Source organism: Streptomyces sp. NPDC008150 (assembly GCF_042956945.1).
In the GTDB taxonomy this organism is placed as follows: Bacteria; Actinomycetota; Actinomycetes; order Streptomycetales; family Streptomycetaceae; genus Streptomyces.
Genome location: NZ_JBIBHJ010000001.1, coordinates 58,683 through 74,894, shown reverse-complemented (window position 1 = coordinate 74,894; position 16,212 = coordinate 58,683). Strand labels below are relative to the sequence as shown.

Sequence of the window (16,212 nt, the reverse complement as noted above, 5' to 3'; positions counted from 1 at the left end):
CGGAAGAATTGCTCCGGTTAGATGTGGGTCGGGGCGGCGGAAGTGCCGGACTCACCGACAGGGCTCTGGGTGGCGGGGGTCGCGGCGACCCGCGTACGGGTGTCCTGGCCCGCGGCCCGGTTCTGGGTCGACCCGCCGCTGTCGCCGGACCGTGTGGAGACCTGGGAGCCGGAGCCGGTGGTGCCGGCGGTGTCGCCGCCGGTCGTCGTACCGCCGTCGGTGGTGGTCCCGCCGTCGGCCGTCGTGCCACCGTCGGTGGTGGTCCCGCCGTCGGAGGTGGTGCCCCCGTTGGTGGTGGACGTGCCGGTACCGCCGTCGGCCGTCGTACCGCCGCCGTCGGTCGTCGTCCCGCCGCCCGTGGTCGTCGTCCCGGTGCCGCCCGTGGTGGTGGAGCCGGTGCCGCCCGTGGTCGACGTGCCGCCCGTCGTGGTGGACGAGCCGCCCGCGGAGGACGTACTGCCCTTGGTGGTCGTGCTGGTCGACGGCTTCGGGTCCGCCGACGTGCCGGACGCGCCGGAGGCGGCGGCGCCGGGCGCGGTGGCGCCGGCCGTCGCGTCCGGGGTCGTGCCGTCGCTGACGCCCGGGGTCGCGCCGAGTTCACCGGCGGCGGTGCCCGAGGGCAGGACGGACGGGGACGGCTGCGGGGTGTCGTCGACCTTGCCCGCGGGTGTGTCGTCCTTCTGGCCGGGCACCGGCAGCCACGGGGCGTCCGAACTGCCCGACAGCAGGGTGGCGACGATGACGACGGCGTAGACCGCGCAGGCGATGCCGAGCGCGATGCCGATGCGGCGGAAGCGCCGGCTGCGGCGGCCCGACTCGTCGACGAACACGGGGCCGTCGGAGCCGTCCTGGCCCGCCGGTCCGGCCGGGCCGCCCGCCTCGGCGGACCTGCTGTCCAACTGCGCGCTCACGCCGTCGAGTTGGACGGTCACCTCGTGCGGGTCGAAGGCGTGGTCCGACTCGCCCGTGCCTCCCCACGGATCGCGCGGGGCGCGGGTCTCCTCGGCCGGCGGCCGGGCCGGCGTGGGGATCTTTCCGGTGTTGCCGCGCGGGCGGCGGCGGGCCCCGTGGGCCGCTTGGAGGACGTCGGTCTCATCGGCGTCCGTGACCGCGGAACCGGTGTTCCCCAGTGCCCTGCCGGTACCCGTGCCGGTCTCCGGGAAGACCTGGGTCTCCCGCGCGACGGCCGGTACCTGCTGCGTCGGCGATGCGACCTTGGGCCACTCCGGTTGGGCGTCTCCTGGCCATTTCTTCACGTGCACGCACTTCCCCCCGGTTCTGTTCTTGGGTGCGCACGGTTGCTCGGGCGTTCGTCGTCGGAAAGGGCCCCCACCCTGTCCGAGCGCCTCTCGTACCACAGCGCGCCCAGGCCAAGAATGTAGCGCATTGGGGGTGTGTGGGGACGCGCTGTGTCAATCAGACATCCCCAAGATTTCGCGATCAATGGCTGAAATCCATCCGTCTGGCAGATGTCTCAGCCACTTTTCATCCTTGGCGATCTCGGTCGCAGCCCGTCGAAGAGCATCGAATCCCGCATGCACCAGCCCCTTTCGCCACACGAGCGACACCGGGGACACGGGCACGGGTTCGACGAGCGGGCGTACGACAGTGCCCGTCATGGCCGGAAAGTCCACCACGGCGAGGACCGGGTGCCCGTGCCGCGCCATGACCCGCTGGAACTCCTCCTCGCCGACGGCCAGCGGAACGGGGGACGCCATCCGGATGCCGCGTCCCTCGAAGAGCTGACGCGCGAGCGCGGTCCATTCCGGAGTGCGCTGGTTGCCGGCCCCGGCGTAGACGGTCTCCCCCGCGAGCGCCGCCAGCGGCACCTCCTCCAGGGGCGCCAGCGGGTGGGCGAGCGGCAGCACGATCGCCATCGGTTCGAACCGCACGAGCTGCTGCCCCAGTCCGGCGCGCAGCGCGGGGTCGAGGCCGGCGTACCGGCCGAACGAGGCGTCGAGACGGCCCGCGTGCAACTCGGCCGCCGCGTACGTCAGTCCGCTCTCGTAGCGGGCCATCAGCTCGTGCCCGGGGGCGAGTTCACGCGCGCGGTGCAGCACGCGCCTGCCGGTGCGCAGGCCCGGGGAGTTGAGGTCGACCAGCAGCGGGCGGGCCCGGCCGAAGTCGGCCGCGAGGTCGTCGTACGCCTGGAGGATCCGCCGCGCGTGCGGCACCAGCCGCTCCCCGTCGGCGGTCAGGGTCACCCGGCGGGTGGAGCGGACGAAGAGATCGGTCCCCAACTCCCGTTCCAGGCGCCGGATGTCACGGCTGAGCGCCTGCTGGGCGACGTACCGGCGGGCGGCGGCGCGGGTGAAGTGCAGCTCCTCGGCGACGGCGAGGAAGGCGCGCAGCAGTCGGGGGTCGGCGTCTCCGGGCACCGGGCGAACCTACAGCGCGGCGGGTGCGGAGCGGGCACGGGCCGGGGGCATTGACAACAGGAGTGCGTGAGTCGGGCCGCGGCAGGTGTTGGACCGCCGCGCGGACCCGGGGCGACGGTGAGGCCATGCCTCCTTCCCCCCGCGGACCCTCCTCCCCGTCGCGTCCCCCGCTCGTCACGGTCACCGCCGACACCGCGGTCGTCGCCGATTTCGGGCCCCGTTTCCCGTACCGGCCGCCCGGCCCCTACCGGCGGCTGTTCGCGGTGCCCGGCGCCCGCGCGTTCACCTTCGGGAACGTGCTGGCCCGGCTGCCGATGGGCATGTTCAGCGTGAGCGCGGTCGTGATGATCGCCGGTGCCCGCGGTTCGTACGCGCTGGCCGGTGCCGTCACCGCGACCGGGCTCGCCGCGACGGCGGTCCTCGCGCCGTGGGTCGCGCGGCTGGTGGACCGGTACGGGCAGGCCCGGGTCGCGGTGCCGGCCACGTTCGTGGCGGCGCTCGGCTCGCTGGCGCTGGTGCTGTGCGTGCGCGGCTCGCTGCCGGACTGGACGCTGTTCGCCGCGTACGCCGCGACCGCGACGACGCCGAACACCGGCGGCATGTCGCGGGCCCGCTGGGCCCATCTGCTGCGGGACGACGCGGCGGCCCGGCACACCGCGAACTCCTTCGAGCAGGCGGCCGACGAGCTGTGCTACATGGTGGGGCCGGTCCTCGCGGCCTTCCTGTGCGGGACGTTCTTCCCCGAGGCGGGGACCCTGACCGGCGTCGTGCTGCTGCTCTCCGGGGTGCTGCTGTTCGCGGCGCAGCGCTCGACCGAGCCGCCCGCCCGGCCGCGCGGCACCGCGCCCTCGCCGCTGCGGGCGCCCGGGATGCCGCCGCTGGTCGCCGCGTGCCTGGCCACCGGCGCGGTGTTCGGGGCGACGGAGGTCGTCACGATCGCGTTCGCCGACGCACACGGTCACCGATGGGTGGCGGGTGTGGCGCTGGGACTCCAGGCAGCGGGGTCGTGCGCGGCGGGCCTGGTGTACGGGACGCTGCGCCCGGCCGGTTCGGCGGAGCGGCGGCACCCCTGGTGCCTGGCCGCGATGGCGGTGCTGCTGACGCTGCCGCTGCTGGCCGCCGCGGGCACGGGCTCGCTCGCGCTGGTGGCCCTGGCGCTGCTGGTCGCCGGGACCGCGACGGCGCCGACGATGGTCACCTGCATGACGCTGGTGCAGCGGCGCACCCCGGAGAGCCGGCTGAACGAGGGCATGACGCTGGCGGTGACCGGTCTGCTCGGCGGGATCGCGTGCGGCAGCGCGGCCGGCGGCTGGACGGTGGAGCACCTGTCCCCGGCCGCGGGCTACGCGGTCCCGGTGGCCGCCGCGACGACGGCCCTGCTGACGGCACTCACCACCCACCGCCCGCACGGGAGTTGAGACCCGCCCCGGGCACGGACCCGGGGCCGGCGACCGCGGCCCGAATTTCCGCGCACCCCATTGACGCGCCCACGGCCCGCCCCTACCTTCCCCCGTCGAAGCGCTTCGACGTCGCGCGTCGAACCGGTTCGACGGTTCGGCGCGCGGCACCTCCGGTATCCATCCGGCTCCGACTCCCCTGGAGGCACGGGATGTTGACGGCACGAAGGCGTGTGGTGGCGACGGCGGCGGCGGTCCTCACGGGATCACTGCTGCTGGCCTCCTGCGGCGGCTCGGACGGCGGCTCCTCCGACGGCAGGACACTGACACTCTGGCACTACGAGGGCCCCGACAGCGCGATGGGGGTGGCCTGGAACGAGGCCATCAAGGAGTTCGAGGCACAACACCCGGGCGTCAAGGTCAAGTTCGAGGAGAAAGGCTTCGAGCAGATCCAGAAGACGGCTCCCATGGTCCTCAACTCCTCGGACGCGCCGGACATCATGGAGTACAACAAGGGCAACGCGACGGCCGGGCTGCTCTCCAAGCAGGGTCTGCTCACCGACCTGACGGCCGAGGCGACGGCGCGCGGCTGGGACAAGAAGCTCGACGCCGGGGTGCGCACCACCAGCCAGTACGACGCCAACGGCGTGATGGGCTCGGGCAAGTGGTACGGCGTGCCCGACTACGCCGAGTACACGATGGTCTTCTACAACAAGGACCTCTTCGCGAAGTACGGGCTGCCCGCGCCGACCACCTTCGACCGGCTCACCTCGGCCATGGCCGCGTTCGCCGCCAAGGGCGTCACCCCGCTGGCCAACGCGGGCGCGGAGTACGTGGCGCAGCAGTACCTCTACCAGCTCGCCCTGTCGCGGGCGGACCGCTCGTGGGTCGACTCCTACGAGCTGTACAAGGGCAGGACGGACTTCCACGACGCGGCGTGGACCTACGCGGCCACCACCTTCGCCGACTGGGTGAAGAAGGGCTACATCAGCGAGAAGTCCAGCAGTCTGAAGGCGGAGGACGCGGGCGTCTCGTTCATCCGGGGCAAGTCGCCGATCCTGTTCTCCGGAAGCTGGTGGTACGGCCGCTTCAAGGCGGAGAACAAGTTCGACTGGGGCACCGCGCTGTGGCCCGGCTCGAACCTCACGCCCGGCTCCGGCGGCAACCTGTGGGTCGTGCCCAAGGGCGCCAGGAACAAGGAACTCGCCTACGACTTCATCGACATCACCCTGTCGAAGAAGATCCAGAACCTGCTGGGCAACAAGGGCGGCGTCCCGGTCGCGGCCGACCCGTCGGCCATCACCGACCCGCAGGCAAAGTCGCTCATCGCGAACTTCAACACGCTCTCGCGGCGGGACGGGCTCGCCTTCTACCCGGACTGGCCGGTCGCCGGGTTCTACGACGTCCTGGTCTCCGAGACGCAGAAGCTGATCACCGGCAGCGAGAGCACGGACGACTTCCTCGACGCGCTCCAGAAGGCGTACGACCAGGGCGTGCCGAAGACATGACGGTCACCGTCGAACGGGGGGCGCCGGTCACGCACCGGCGCCCCGGCGGCCGGCGTGCGCGCCGCCGCCCCCGTACCTCGTACGCCCTGTTCCTGCTGCCAGGTGTGGTCGCGTTCGCCGTCGTCATCGTGGTGCCGTTCCTGATGAACACGGCGGTGGGCTTCACCGACTGGCAGGGCGTGGGCACGCCCGGCTGGTCGGGGCTTGCCAACTACCGCGCGCTGCTGCGCGATTCCGAGTTCTGGGCGTCGTTCCGGCACAGCCTGTTCATGGTCGTCGCGATGGCGGCCGTGCCGACGGCCGTCGGACTGGTGCTGGCCGCCGCCCTGTTCGACCACGTCGGCAAGCACTTCGGGACCCGTACCGCGTCGGTGCTGCGCGCCTGCTTCTACCTGCCGCAGGTGCTGCCGATCGCGGTCGCCGGCATCGTGTGGAGCTGGATCCTGGCACCCGAGGACGGCTCGCTCAACGCCCTGCTGAGGGCGGTCGGGCTGGCGTCGTGGCAGCGGGACTGGCTGGGCGACCCGGACATCGCGCTCTACAGCGTCATGGGCGTCATGGTCTGGGTCCAGCTCGGCTTCCCGCTCGTGGTGTTCATGGCCGGGCTGCAACGCGCCGACCCGCAGCTCCAGGAGGCGGCCGAACTGGACGGGGCCGGCTGGTGGCGCCGCTTCTGGCACGTGACGCTGCCGCAGATCCGTCCGGAGATCTACGTGGTGCTCACCTGGTGCTGCATCGCCGCGCTGAAGGTGTTCGGCGCGGTGTACGTGCTGACCAAGGGCGGGCCGGGCGGCGCCACCGACGTCCCCTCGTACTTCTCGTTCACCACGTTCTTCGAGAAGACCCAGGTCGGCTACGGCGCGGCGATCTCCACCGTGCTGACCGTCATCATCCTCGTCCTCTCCGCCGTCGGGCTGAAGCTCCAGACCCGGGCCGAGGACGCCGAGCTGGGAGCGTCCGCATGAGCGCACGTACGGCGGTCGCGGCGCTGCGCCGCTGGCCGGTCCTGCTCGCCCTGTGCCTGGCGGCGCTGTTCATGGTGGTCCCGTTCGCCGTCGTCGCGCTGAACGCCGTGAAGTCCCCCGCGGAGTACTCGCGGAACGGGCCGCTGAGCCTGCCGCACGGCCTGTACCTGGACGGTCTCAGGGACTTCTGGCAGCGCGTCGACTACGGGCGGAAGCTCGCCAACTCCCTGCTGATCAGCGGGTCGGTGGCCGTCCTCGCGGCCGTCCTGTCGGTGCTGAACGCCTACGCGATCGGCATCGGCCGCGTCCGGGGCCGCACCTGGGTGCTGGCGTTCTTCGTCCTCGCGAACATGCTGCCGCAGGAGGCGCTGGTCTATCCGCTGTACTACCTGAGCAAGCAGGCCGGCCTGTACGACACCCGGCTCAGCGTCGTCATCGTGTTCACGGTGATCCAGGCCGCGTTCGGCACGTACCTGCTCGCGTCGGTGCTCGGCCGCTTCCCCCGCGAGATCGTCGAGGCGGCCCGCATCGACGGGGCGAACGCCTGGCAGGTGCTGTGGCGGATCGTGGTCCCCGTCAGCCGCCCGACCATCGGGGTGCTGCTGGTCTTCTTCTTCGTCTGGACGTGGAACGAGTTCCTGCTGCCCCTGGTGATGCTGATCTCGAACGACAACCAGACGGTGTCGGTGGCGCTCGGCGTGCTCCAGGGCCAGCGCCTGATGGACGCCACCATGACCAACGCCGCGGCGCTGCTCGGAGTGCTGCCCGCGGTCGTCTTCTTCCTCGTCTTCCAGCGGACGCTCACCCGCGGCATCGCCGCGGGCGCGGTCAAGTAAGGGGTGCGCGCGTGAAGTTCACCGACGGCTACTGGCTGCTGCGCGAGGGCGTCACCGCGGCCCATCCGGCGGAGGTCCTGGACGTCACCGTCGACGAGGGCGCCCCGGGCGGCGGCGGGCGCACGCTGGAGATCCACGCGCCGACCACCCCCGTGCGCCACCGGGGCGACCTGCTGAAGGGACCGGTCGTGACGATCACCGCCCACGCGCCCCTGCCCGGCGTCGTCGGCATCACCCTCACCCACTTCGCGGGCGAACGGCCGCCCGCTCCCCGATTCGAGCTGAACACGGCCGAGTTCGCACCGCGGATCGAGTACGACGACGAGAGCGCGACGCTCACCTCCGGCGACCTGTCGGTGCGGGTGGCCCGCACCGGGCCCTGGCAGGTGGAGTTCCTCGCCCACGGCCGCGTGCTGACCCGCAGCGGCCCCAAGGACATGGGCATCCTGCGCGACGCCGACGGCACCCACTACCTGCGCGAGCAACTCGGCCTGGGCGTCGGCACGTCGGTGTACGGGCTCGGCGAACGCTTCGGCCCGCTCGTCAAGAACGGCCAGGTCGTCGACATGTGGAACGCCGACGGCGGCACCGCCACCGAACAGGCCTACAAGAACGCCCCGTTCTACCTGACGGACGCCGGGTACGGCGTGTTCGTCGACCACCCCGGCCGGGTGTCCTTCGAGGTCGGCTCGGAGGCGGTGTCACGGGTCCAGTTCAGCGTGGAGGGCCAGCGGCTGACCTACTACGTCGTCCAGGGCGACTCCCCCAAGGACATCCTGCGCCGCTACACGGAGCTGACCGGCCGCCCGGCGCTGCCGCCCGCCTGGTCGTTCGGCCTGTGGCTCTCCACGTCGTTCACCACCTCCTACGACGAGGAGACCGTCACCTCGTTCATCGAGGGCATGCGCAGCCGTGAACTCCCGCTGTCCGTCTTCCACTTCGACTGCTTCTGGATGCGCGAGTTCAACTGGTGCGACTTCGCCTGGGACCCGCGGGTCTTCCCCGACCCCGAGGGCATGCTCGGCCGCCTCAAGGAACGCGGGCTGCGGGTCTGCGTGTGGATCAACCCGTACATCGCGCAGCGCTCCCCGCTGTTCGAGGAGGGCCGCGCGCTCGGCCATCTGCTGCGCCGCCCGGACGGCGGCGTGTGGCAGTGGGACCTGTGGCAGCCGGGCATGGCCCTGGTCGACTTCACCAGCCCCGCCGCCCGCGAGTGGTACGCCGCCAAGCTGGAGGCGCTGCTCGGCCAGGGCGTCGACTGCTTCAAGACCGACTTCGGCGAGCGCGTCCCGGTCGACGTGGCGTACGCGGACGGCTCGGACCCGGAGCGGATGCACAACTACTACACGTACCTGTACAACCGGACCGTCTTCGACGTGCTGCGCAAGCACCGCGGGGAGGGCGAGGCGGTGGTCTTCGCCCGGTCGGCGACGGCCGGCAGCCAGCAGTTCCCGGTGCACTGGGGCGGCGACTGCGAGGCGACGTACGAGTCGATGGCGGAGTCGCTGCGCGGCGGCCTCTCGCTGGGCCTGACCGGCTTCGGCTACTGGAGCCACGACATCGGCGGCTTCGAGGGCACCCCGAGCGCCGCGCTCTTCAAGCGCTGGATCGCCTTCGGCCTGCTCTCCTCGCACAGCCGGCTGCACGGCTCGTCGTCGTACCGGGTGCCGTGGCTGTTCGACGAGGAGGCGGTCGACGTCCTGCGCCTGTTCACCCGCCTCAAGCTGCGGCTGATGCCCTACCTCTACGAGGCCGCGCGCACCGCGCACCGCGAGGGGGTGCCGGTGATGCGGGCGATGGTCCTGGAGTTCCCGGACGACCCGGCGTGCGCGCACCTGGAACGGCAGTACATGCTCGGCTCCGACCTGCTGGTCGCGCCGGTCTTCGACGACGCGGGCGACGTCTCCTACTACGTCCCCGAGGGCACCTGGACGCGGTACCTCGACGGCCGTGCGGTCACCGGGCCGCGCTGGGTGCGCGAACGCCACGGCTTCGACAGCGTCCCGCTGCTGGTGCGGCCGGGCGCGGTGCTCCCGGTGGGCGCGGTCGACGACCGCCCCGACTACGACCACGCGGACCGGGTGACCCTGCGCGCGTACGGGCTGGAGCGGGGCGCGCGGGTGACGGTTCCGGTGGGCGACGTGACGTTCACCGTGGTGCGCGAGGGCGACACCCTGCGCGCCTCGTGCGACGACCCGGCGGCGCCGTGGGGGCTGTCCTCGGGCGGGCGGGAGGCGCGGGCGGCGGCGGGCACCGGGTTCCTGACGCTGGAGCTGGGGCCGTCGTGACGGTCAAGATCACGGACGTCGCGCGGCACGCCGGGGTGTCGCCGTCCACCGTCTCCTACGCGCTCAGCGGGAAGCGGCCGATCTCCGAGGAGACCCGGCTGCGCGTCGAGGAGTCCATCCGGCAGCTCGGCTACCGCCCGCACGCCGGCGCCCGCGCGCTGGCGAGCAGCCGCTCCAACGTGCTGGCGCTGGTCGTGCCGCTGCGGGCCGGGATCCACGTGCCGGTGGTGATGCGGTTCGCGGTCTCCGTGGTCACCGCGGCCCGCGGCCACGACCACGACGTGCTGCTGCTGACGCAGGAGGAGGGCGAGGAGGGGCTGCGGCGGGTGGCGGACACGGCGCTGGTGGACGCGCTGATCGTGATGGACGTCCAGCTCCACGACCCGCGCCTGCCGCTGCTGCGGAGCCTGGACCGCCCCTCCGTGCTGATCGGCTTCCCCGCCGATCCGGGCGAACTGACCTGCATCGACCTGGACTTCAGGGCGGCGGCCGAGGTGTGCGTGGAGCACCTGGCGGCGCTCGGCCACCGGGTGGTGGCCCTGGTCGGCTCACCGCCGGAGGTCTACGTGCGCGGTACGGCGTTCGCGCAACGGGTGGTCGAGGGCTTCACCGCGGCCGCGGACCGCCACGGCCTCCTCGCACCGGTCCACCCCTGCGAGGCGTCCCCGGCCGCCGCCCGCCGGGTCGCGGAACAACTCCTGCGCGAACAGCCCGCGTTGACGGGAGTGGTCGTCCACAACGAGGCGGTGCTCGAACCGTTGACGGAGGCGTTCACGGAACTGGGCCTGCGGGTACCGGCCGACCTCTCGCTCACCGCCATCTGCCCGGACGAGGTGGCGGAGTCGGCCCGGGTCCCGGTCACGTCCGTGTCCCTCCCGGTGGCGGAGATCGGTTCCCGGGCGGTGTCCCTCCTGATGAACAAACTGACGAACACGCCCCCGGTGCCCCGGGCCACCCTGCTGCCGCCCCGCCTGACGGACAGGGGGAGCACGGGGCGGCGCGCGGGGGCCTGACACCGGGCGCACCCGGAAAAGGGGCACGGATATTGCGGGTGAACGCAAAAACGGCGCCTCCGAAAGGAAGGCGCCGTCCTGCTCTACAAGGGGTGACCTGTGCCGCACCGCATTCGGCCGGAAAGGGCCGGAAACGGATCGCACTGGTGGAGATGGCGGGAATCGAACCCGCGTCCAACGGTGCTCAATCAGGGCTTCTCCGTGTGCAGTTCGCTGCGCTTTTCTCAGCCCCGGCGATCACGCGAACAAGTCGCCGACGGGCTCAGTCACTGTTTGATTTCCCACCGAACCCCGTGACCGGGATCGGTGGTTTAGTTCCCTAGATTATGCCAGGATCCGGGCCGGGAACACTCCCGGGCTGACACCCTTTTAGGGTCCTTCAGTCACTGCTTATTAGGCAGCGAGGGCGAAGGACTGGGAATCGCGCTTGGTGTTGGCGATTATTTTTTGCGACATATGGTTTACGAGATCATTGCCGCTTCCTCGACACGCTTCCCCTGCTTCAACAGCCGCTGTCGAAACCGATCATCCCCATGTTGATTTTTCAAAGGCACCTCGCGGTGCCTGCCCCTCCGGGGAGGGACGCGCACCCTTGAAGGGCGCGTTGCCATCGTACGTGACCAACGCGGCAAGGTGCCAGCCTATTCCCGCGGACCCGGCCGCCGGCACAGCGGCGGGCCCGTCCTAGGCCTCGCGCTGCTTCCGCTTCGCGGCGGCGATGGCCCGGTCGGACTCGCGGCGGTCCTGCTTCTCCCGCAGCGTCTGCCGCTTGTCGAACTCGCGCTTGCCGCGCGCGAGGGCGATCTCCGCCTTCGCCCGGCCGTCCCGGAAGTACAGGGCGAGGGGGATGATCGTGTGGCCGGTCTCCTGCGACTGCGCGGCCAGCTTGTCGATCTCCGCCCGGTGCAGGAGCAGCTTGCGCTTGCGGCGCACCGAGTGGTTGGTCCAGGTGCCCTGGTGGTACTCGGGGATGTGCGCGTTGTGCAGCCACGCCTCGTCGCCGTCGATCTGGACGAAGCCGTCGACCAGCGAGGCGCGCCCCTGGCGCAGCGACTTCACCTCGGTGCCGCTGAGGACCAGACCGGCCTCGAACACGTCGATGATGGCGTAGTCGTGCCGCGCCTTCTTGTTCTGCGCGACGATCTTGCGCTTGCCGCCCTTCTCGCCGTCGCGGGCCTTCGTGGCGGCGCCCTGCTTCGGCAGGGACTCCTTCGGTACGTACATTCCCTTGGCCATAGTGCTGGCCATTTTCGCACCTCGGCCCGGGTACGGGGAAAGGGTTTCGCCGTCGGCGGGACGCGGGCGCGCGGGGCGCGCGCCGGTCAGGACGCCGCGAGGCCCGAGAGGACCGTCTCCGCGCCGGCGACGACGTCGCTGCCCGCGTCGAGGTCGGGGGTGATGCCGCGGCCGTCGACGGGGCGCCCGGACGGCGTGCGGTAGTGGCCGACGGTCAGTTCCGCGACGGACCCGTCGGGCAGCGTGCTCGGCATCTGCACCGAGCCCTTGCCGAAGGTGCGCGAGCCCACGACCACCGCGCGCCCCCGGTCCTGGAGGGCCCCGGTGAGCAGCTCCGCCGCGCTCATCGTGCCGCCGTCGACGAGCGCGACGACGGGCCGTTCCGTGGCCTCGCCGGTGCGCGCGTGCAGGGCGTGCTGCTCGCCGTCGACGTCGTACGTGGCGACGAGGCCGCCGTCGAGGAAGACGGAGGCGGTGGTGACGGCCTCGGCGACCAGCCCCCCGGAGTTGCCGCGCAGGTCGAGGATGACGCCGCGGCCGGCCGGAGCGCGCCGCACGGCGTCGCGCACGGCGTCGCCCGAGCCCTTGGTGAACGCCGTGACGGCGACGACCGTGACGCCGTCGCCCAGCGTGCGGACGGTCACGGAGTCGGTGGACAGCCGGGCCCTGCGCAGGGTCACGCCCCAGCGCCGGTCGCCGCGCTCCAGGCCGAGCCGGACGGTGGTGCCCGCGGGCGCGTCCCGGTCGTCGCCGCGCAGCAGCGAGACGACCTCGGTGACGGGCAGCCCCCGGGCGTCGCGGCCGTCCACGCTGCGCAGCACGTCGCCGGCGCGCAGTCCGGCGTCGGCGGCCGGCGAGTCCGCGCCGACCCGGGTCACCCGGACCGAGCCGTCCCGCGCGCGTCGCGCCCACAGGCCGACGCCGGTGTACGTGCCGTCGAGCGCGTCCTCGAACTCCTCGTACTCGCCCGGCGAGTAGACAGCGCCCCAGCGGTCGCCGGAGCGGCTCACGGCACGCTCCGCGGCCTCCTCGGGCGACTTGCCGTCGGCCTGCGCGCGCCGCGCCTCGTCGACGACGTCCTGGCGGCGGGCGGCGGTCGCCGAACCGGCGGCGGAGGGTCCGGATCCCGCCGCGCCGCGCTGGGCGGCGGTCTCGGGGTCGGGGAACGAACCGGTGGCGGCGCCCGCGACGAACAGGCTGGTGAACACCAGTGCCAGGGCGGCCCCGCGGCGGACGCGGCGGGGCGGACGGAACAGGACGGGGCCCGACATGCCGGTGAGTCTAGGACAACGCCGAGGGGCCGCACGGGCGCTTGCCCGTACGGCCCCTCGGTCGTTGGTCACACCTTCAGGTACTTGCGCAGCGCGAAGAACGCGGCCAGCGCCGGCATCAGGAGGCTGGTGGCGAGGATCAGCGGAAGCTTCGTCAGCACCGCGTCCCAGCCGATGAAGTTGATGAGGTTCAGCTTCTCGGACAGTGCCAGGCCGTGGTCGATGATGAAGTACCGGCCGATCACCAGGAATCCGCACGCGACCGTGCCGCCGATGAGTCCGGCGACGGCGGCCTCCATGATGAACGGCGCCTGGATGTAGAAGCCGGACGCGCCCACCAGGCGCATGATGCCGGTCTCGCGGCGCCGGCTGAACGCCGAGACGCGCACGGTGTTGACGATCAGCATCAGCGCGACGACGAGCATCAGCGCCATCACCGCGCGGGCGGCCCAGTTCATGCCGTTCAGGAGTCCGAAGAGGTTGTCCAGGATGCCCTTCTGGTCCTGCACGGACTGCACACCGTCACGCCCGTTGAACGCGGTCGCGACGACCTGGTACTTCTCCGGGTCCTTCAGCTTGATGCGGTACGACTCCTGCATCTGGTCCGGGGTCAGCGAACTCGCCAGCGGGGAGTCGCCGAACTGCTCCTTGTAGTGCTTGTACGCCTCGTCCTGGGACTCGTAGGTGACCTTCTGGACGACGGTCATCTTGTCGAGGTCGGACTTGATGGCCTTCTTCTGGTCGTCGGTCACCGCGCCCTTGGCGCAGTTGGGGTCCGACTCGGCGTCGCTCTTGTTGCAGAGGAAGATCGAGACGTTGACCTTGTCGTACCAGTAGCCCTTCATGGTGGTCACCTGGTCGCTCATCAGCAGCGAACCGCCGAACAGGGCCAGGGACAGGGCGACGGAGACGATGACGGCGAAGGTCATCGTCAGATTGCGGCGGAGACCGACACCGATCTCCGACAGAACGAACTGGGCGCGCATGGCGTCTTCTTCAGGCCTTTCCGGGGACGGATGCGGGAGGCTGGGCGGTCAGTGCTGGTAGCCGTAGACGCCGCGTGCCTGGTCGCGGACGAGGCGGCCCTTCTCCAGCTCGATGACGCGCTTGCGCATCTGGTCCACGATGTTCTGGTCGTGCGTCGCCATCACGACGGTCGTGCCCGTCCGGTTGATGCGGTCGAGCAGCTTCATGATGCCGACGGACGTCTGCGGGTCGAGGTTGCCGGTGGGTTCGTCCGCGATCAGCAGCTTCGGCCGGTTGACGAACGCCCGCGCGATGGCGACGCGTTGCTGCTCACCACCGGACAGTTCGCCCGGTCTGCGCTCCTCCTTGCCGCCGAGCCCGACCAGGTCGAGCACCTGCGGCACGGACTTGCGGATCTCACCGCGGGACTTGCCGATGACCTCCTGTGCGAAGGCCACGTTCTCGGCGACCGTCTTGTTCGGCAGCAGCCGGAAGTCCTGGAACACGGTGCCCAACTGGCGCCGCATGTGCGGGACTTTCCAGTTGGACAGGCGCGCGAGGTCCTTGCCGAGGATGTGCACCTGGCCGTGGCTGGCGCGCTCCTCGCGGAGGATCAGCCGCAGGAAGGTGGACTTCCCGGAGCCGGAGGAGCCCACGAGGAAGACGAACTCGCCCTTCTCCACCTCCAGGGAGACATCCCTGAGAGCGGCGTGGGTCTGCTTGGGGTAGACCTTGGAGACGTTGTCGAATCGGATCACGGGTGCACCACGGGTCGCCGGGGGTAGGTGTGCGTGACCATACGCGAACCCGATGTGCGCGCGCAGTCGACGGCAGGGGTTGCGGGTGGATCGCGCGTTTTGTCGCCGTTCCGAAGGGCTGGATCGGGCCTCGGCGGGGCAGGATACGGCGGGCCGCGCCGAATTCCGCGGAACCTGGCACAGTGGAGTGGGAACGTTCGCGATGCTGTGGGCGTTGTGTTGGTGAACCGCTGCAAGGAGGGCGAGCGCATGACGTACGACCGGCTGGTGTGCGCGAACTGCGCGGCTCCCGTCAGTGAGGGCCGGTGCCCGGTGTGCCGGGCCAACCGCGAGCGGCTGGAACAGGAGAAGCCCCCTTTCGCGGGGCTCAACCCGATGGCGCTGATCGTTCTGCTCGCGGTACTGGTGGCGGCCTTCGCGCTGCTTGCCCACCAGGGCGCGTAGCGGATCCGTCGTGGGGCCCCCGGGCCCGGGGACGTGCGAAGGAGCCCGGAGCGTTGGACGCTCCGGGCTCCTTTCGTGACGCGTGACGCCCACGGTGCGTGGGCGGCCGGTCACCGTCAGGCGGCGGTGCCGCCGTTGCGCCCGTTCATGAGGCGCGGCAGGAAGCGGAAGCCGATGCCGCCGGCCAGCATCGTGGCGGCGCCGATCAGCAGGATCGTGGTCTGGCCCGCACCGGTGTCGGCGAGCTCGTCGTCGCCGCCCTGGGGCTTGGCGTCGGAGCCCGTGTCGGTGAGGGCGGAGGAGCCCTCCTCCTGCGCGGACGGGGCGCTGCCGCCGTCGGGGGTGGTGCCGGTGGACCCGGAACCGCCCGTGCCGGAACCGCCGGTGCTGCCGGAGCCACCGGTGCTCGAACCGCCGGTCGTGGAGCCACCGGTGGAGGAGCCGCCGGTCGAGGAGCCGCCCGTGGTGGAACCGCCGGTGGTGGTGCCGCCGTCGGTCGCCGTGCCGCCGTCCGTCGCGGTCCCGCCGTCGGTGGCGGTACCGCCGTCGGTGGCCGTGCCGCCGTCCGTCGCGGTTCCGCCGTCGGTCGCGGTGCCGCCGTCGGTGGCCGTGCCGCCGTCCGTCGCGGTTCCGCCGTCGGTCGCGGTGCCGCCGTCCGTGGCCGTACCGCCGTCCGTCGCGGTCCCGCCGTCGGTGGCCGTGCCACCGCTGGTGTCGCAGGCGCCGATCGGGTCGCAGTCGCCGCCGGTGCCGCCGTCGGTCGTCCCGCCGTCGGTGTCCTCGACGGAGATGGACGGGCCGTCGGAGGAGGTGTCCGCCGCCGCGACACCCACCGCCGCCATCGAGGCACCGCTCATGATCACGGCACCCGCCGCTATGCGCGCAACACGGATCCGTGTCTTCTTGGTCATGTAACCGCTACCCCCAGTAGCTGAAATTCATCGTCGGAGAGGCCGCGCGCGGGGCCGTGATCGACGGGGGGTGGCCCTTCTGGTACTTCCCCCCGGTTCACATGCGCCCCGGACAGTCGCATGCCACGCTTCACCCTCGCGATTTTTCTGAGCATCGTCAAGGCCGTTGCGGGCGCGATGCCCGTTGTGCTCGCCTTTGCGCGGGGGGCAGGTTGTGAGCGTGGTGTGTAACTCGGACATC

General features: G+C 71.7%; 14 protein-coding genes and 1 other RNA gene. 7 read left to right on the top strand and 8 right to left on the bottom strand.

Going from position 1 to position 16,212, the window contains the following annotated elements; genetic code table 11:
- Positions 1-17 precede the first annotated feature (17 nt).
- Positions 18-1,256: a hypothetical protein gene (locus ACFZA0_RS00275; protein ID WP_391008787.1), complete on the bottom strand. Its 1,239-nt coding sequence runs from the start codon at positions 1,254-1,256 to the stop codon at positions 18-20.
- 156 nt (positions 1,257-1,412) lie between these two features.
- Positions 1,413-2,378, bottom strand: a complete 966-nt coding sequence (locus ACFZA0_RS00270) for a LysR family transcriptional regulator (protein WP_391008784.1) — start codon at positions 2,376-2,378, stop codon at positions 1,413-1,415.
- A 125-nt stretch (positions 2,379-2,503) separates the two neighbouring features.
- Between ACFZA0_RS00270 and ACFZA0_RS00265 the strand changes: the two genes are divergently transcribed.
- The 6 genes from ACFZA0_RS00265 (at position 2,504) to ACFZA0_RS00240 (ending at position 10,385) form a co-directional block, all read left to right on the top strand.
- Complete coding sequence (locus tag ACFZA0_RS00265) at positions 2,504-3,796, top strand: MFS transporter (protein ID WP_391008781.1); 1,293 nt, start codon at positions 2,504-2,506, stop codon at positions 3,794-3,796.
- A 191-nt stretch (positions 3,797-3,987) separates the two neighbouring features.
- Positions 3,988-5,283, top strand: coding sequence for an extracellular solute-binding protein (locus tag ACFZA0_RS00260; protein WP_391008778.1), 1,296 nt, complete (start codon positions 3,988-3,990; stop codon positions 5,281-5,283).
- A complete protein-coding gene (locus tag ACFZA0_RS00255; RefSeq protein WP_391008775.1) occupies positions 5,280-6,248 on the top strand; it encodes an ABC transporter permease subunit in 969 nt (322 codons plus the stop codon). Before ACFZA0_RS00260 ends, ACFZA0_RS00255 begins: the two co-directional genes overlap by 4 nt.
- Complete coding sequence (locus ACFZA0_RS00250; protein WP_391008772.1) at positions 6,245-7,084, top strand: ABC transporter permease subunit; 840 nt, start codon at positions 6,245-6,247, stop codon at positions 7,082-7,084. The genes ACFZA0_RS00255 and ACFZA0_RS00250 overlap by 4 nt, the downstream gene beginning before the upstream one ends.
- Before the next feature lie 11 nt (positions 7,085-7,095).
- Positions 7,096-9,372 (top strand): alpha-xylosidase, encoded by a 2,277-nt coding sequence (gene yicI / locus ACFZA0_RS00245; protein ID WP_391008769.1) that lies wholly within the window; start codon positions 7,096-7,098, stop codon positions 9,370-9,372.
- Entirely contained in the window at positions 9,369-10,385 is a 1,017-nt protein-coding gene (locus ACFZA0_RS00240; RefSeq protein WP_391008766.1) for a substrate-binding domain-containing protein, read from the top strand. Before yicI ends, ACFZA0_RS00240 begins: the two co-directional genes overlap by 4 nt.
- Positions 10,386-10,529: 144 nt before the next feature.
- On the opposite strand, the gene ssrA is transcribed toward ACFZA0_RS00240, so the two are convergent.
- The 5 genes from ssrA to ftsE form a co-directional block, all read right to left on the bottom strand.
- Positions 10,530-10,918, bottom strand: a transfer-messenger RNA (tmRNA) gene (ssrA, locus tag ACFZA0_RS00235).
- A 151-nt stretch (positions 10,919-11,069) separates the two neighbouring features.
- Positions 11,070-11,609 (bottom strand): SsrA-binding protein SmpB, encoded by a 540-nt coding sequence (gene smpB, locus ACFZA0_RS00230; protein ID WP_391011725.1) that lies wholly within the window; start codon positions 11,607-11,609, stop codon positions 11,070-11,072.
- A gap of 98 nt (positions 11,610-11,707) precedes the next feature.
- Positions 11,708-12,892, bottom strand: coding sequence for a S41 family peptidase (locus ACFZA0_RS00225; RefSeq protein WP_391008763.1), 1,185 nt, complete (start codon positions 12,890-12,892; stop codon positions 11,708-11,710).
- A 68-nt stretch (positions 12,893-12,960) separates the two neighbouring features.
- A complete protein-coding gene (gene ftsX / locus ACFZA0_RS00220) occupies positions 12,961-13,878 on the bottom strand; it encodes a permease-like cell division protein FtsX (protein WP_391008760.1) in 918 nt (305 codons plus the stop codon).
- A 48-nt stretch (positions 13,879-13,926) separates the two neighbouring features.
- Positions 13,927-14,616 carry a cell division ATP-binding protein FtsE gene (gene ftsE, locus ACFZA0_RS00215; protein WP_391008757.1) on the bottom strand — a complete coding sequence of 230 codons (690 nt, stop codon included), beginning with the start codon at positions 14,614-14,616 and terminating at the stop codon, positions 13,927-13,929.
- A gap of 249 nt (positions 14,617-14,865) precedes the next feature.
- Between ftsE and ACFZA0_RS00210 the strand changes: the two genes are divergently transcribed.
- Entirely contained in the window at positions 14,866-15,060 is a 195-nt protein-coding gene (locus ACFZA0_RS00210) for a hypothetical protein (protein WP_391008754.1), read from the top strand.
- Positions 15,061-15,176: 116 nt separating this feature from the next.
- Here ACFZA0_RS00210 and ACFZA0_RS00205 read toward each other — a convergent pair whose 3' ends face one another.
- The gene (locus ACFZA0_RS00205) at positions 15,177-15,971 is read right to left on the bottom strand and encodes a hypothetical protein (protein WP_391008751.1); all 795 of its coding nucleotides are present in this window, start codon (positions 15,969-15,971) and stop codon (positions 15,177-15,179) included.
- Positions 15,972-16,212: the final 241 nt, after the last annotated feature.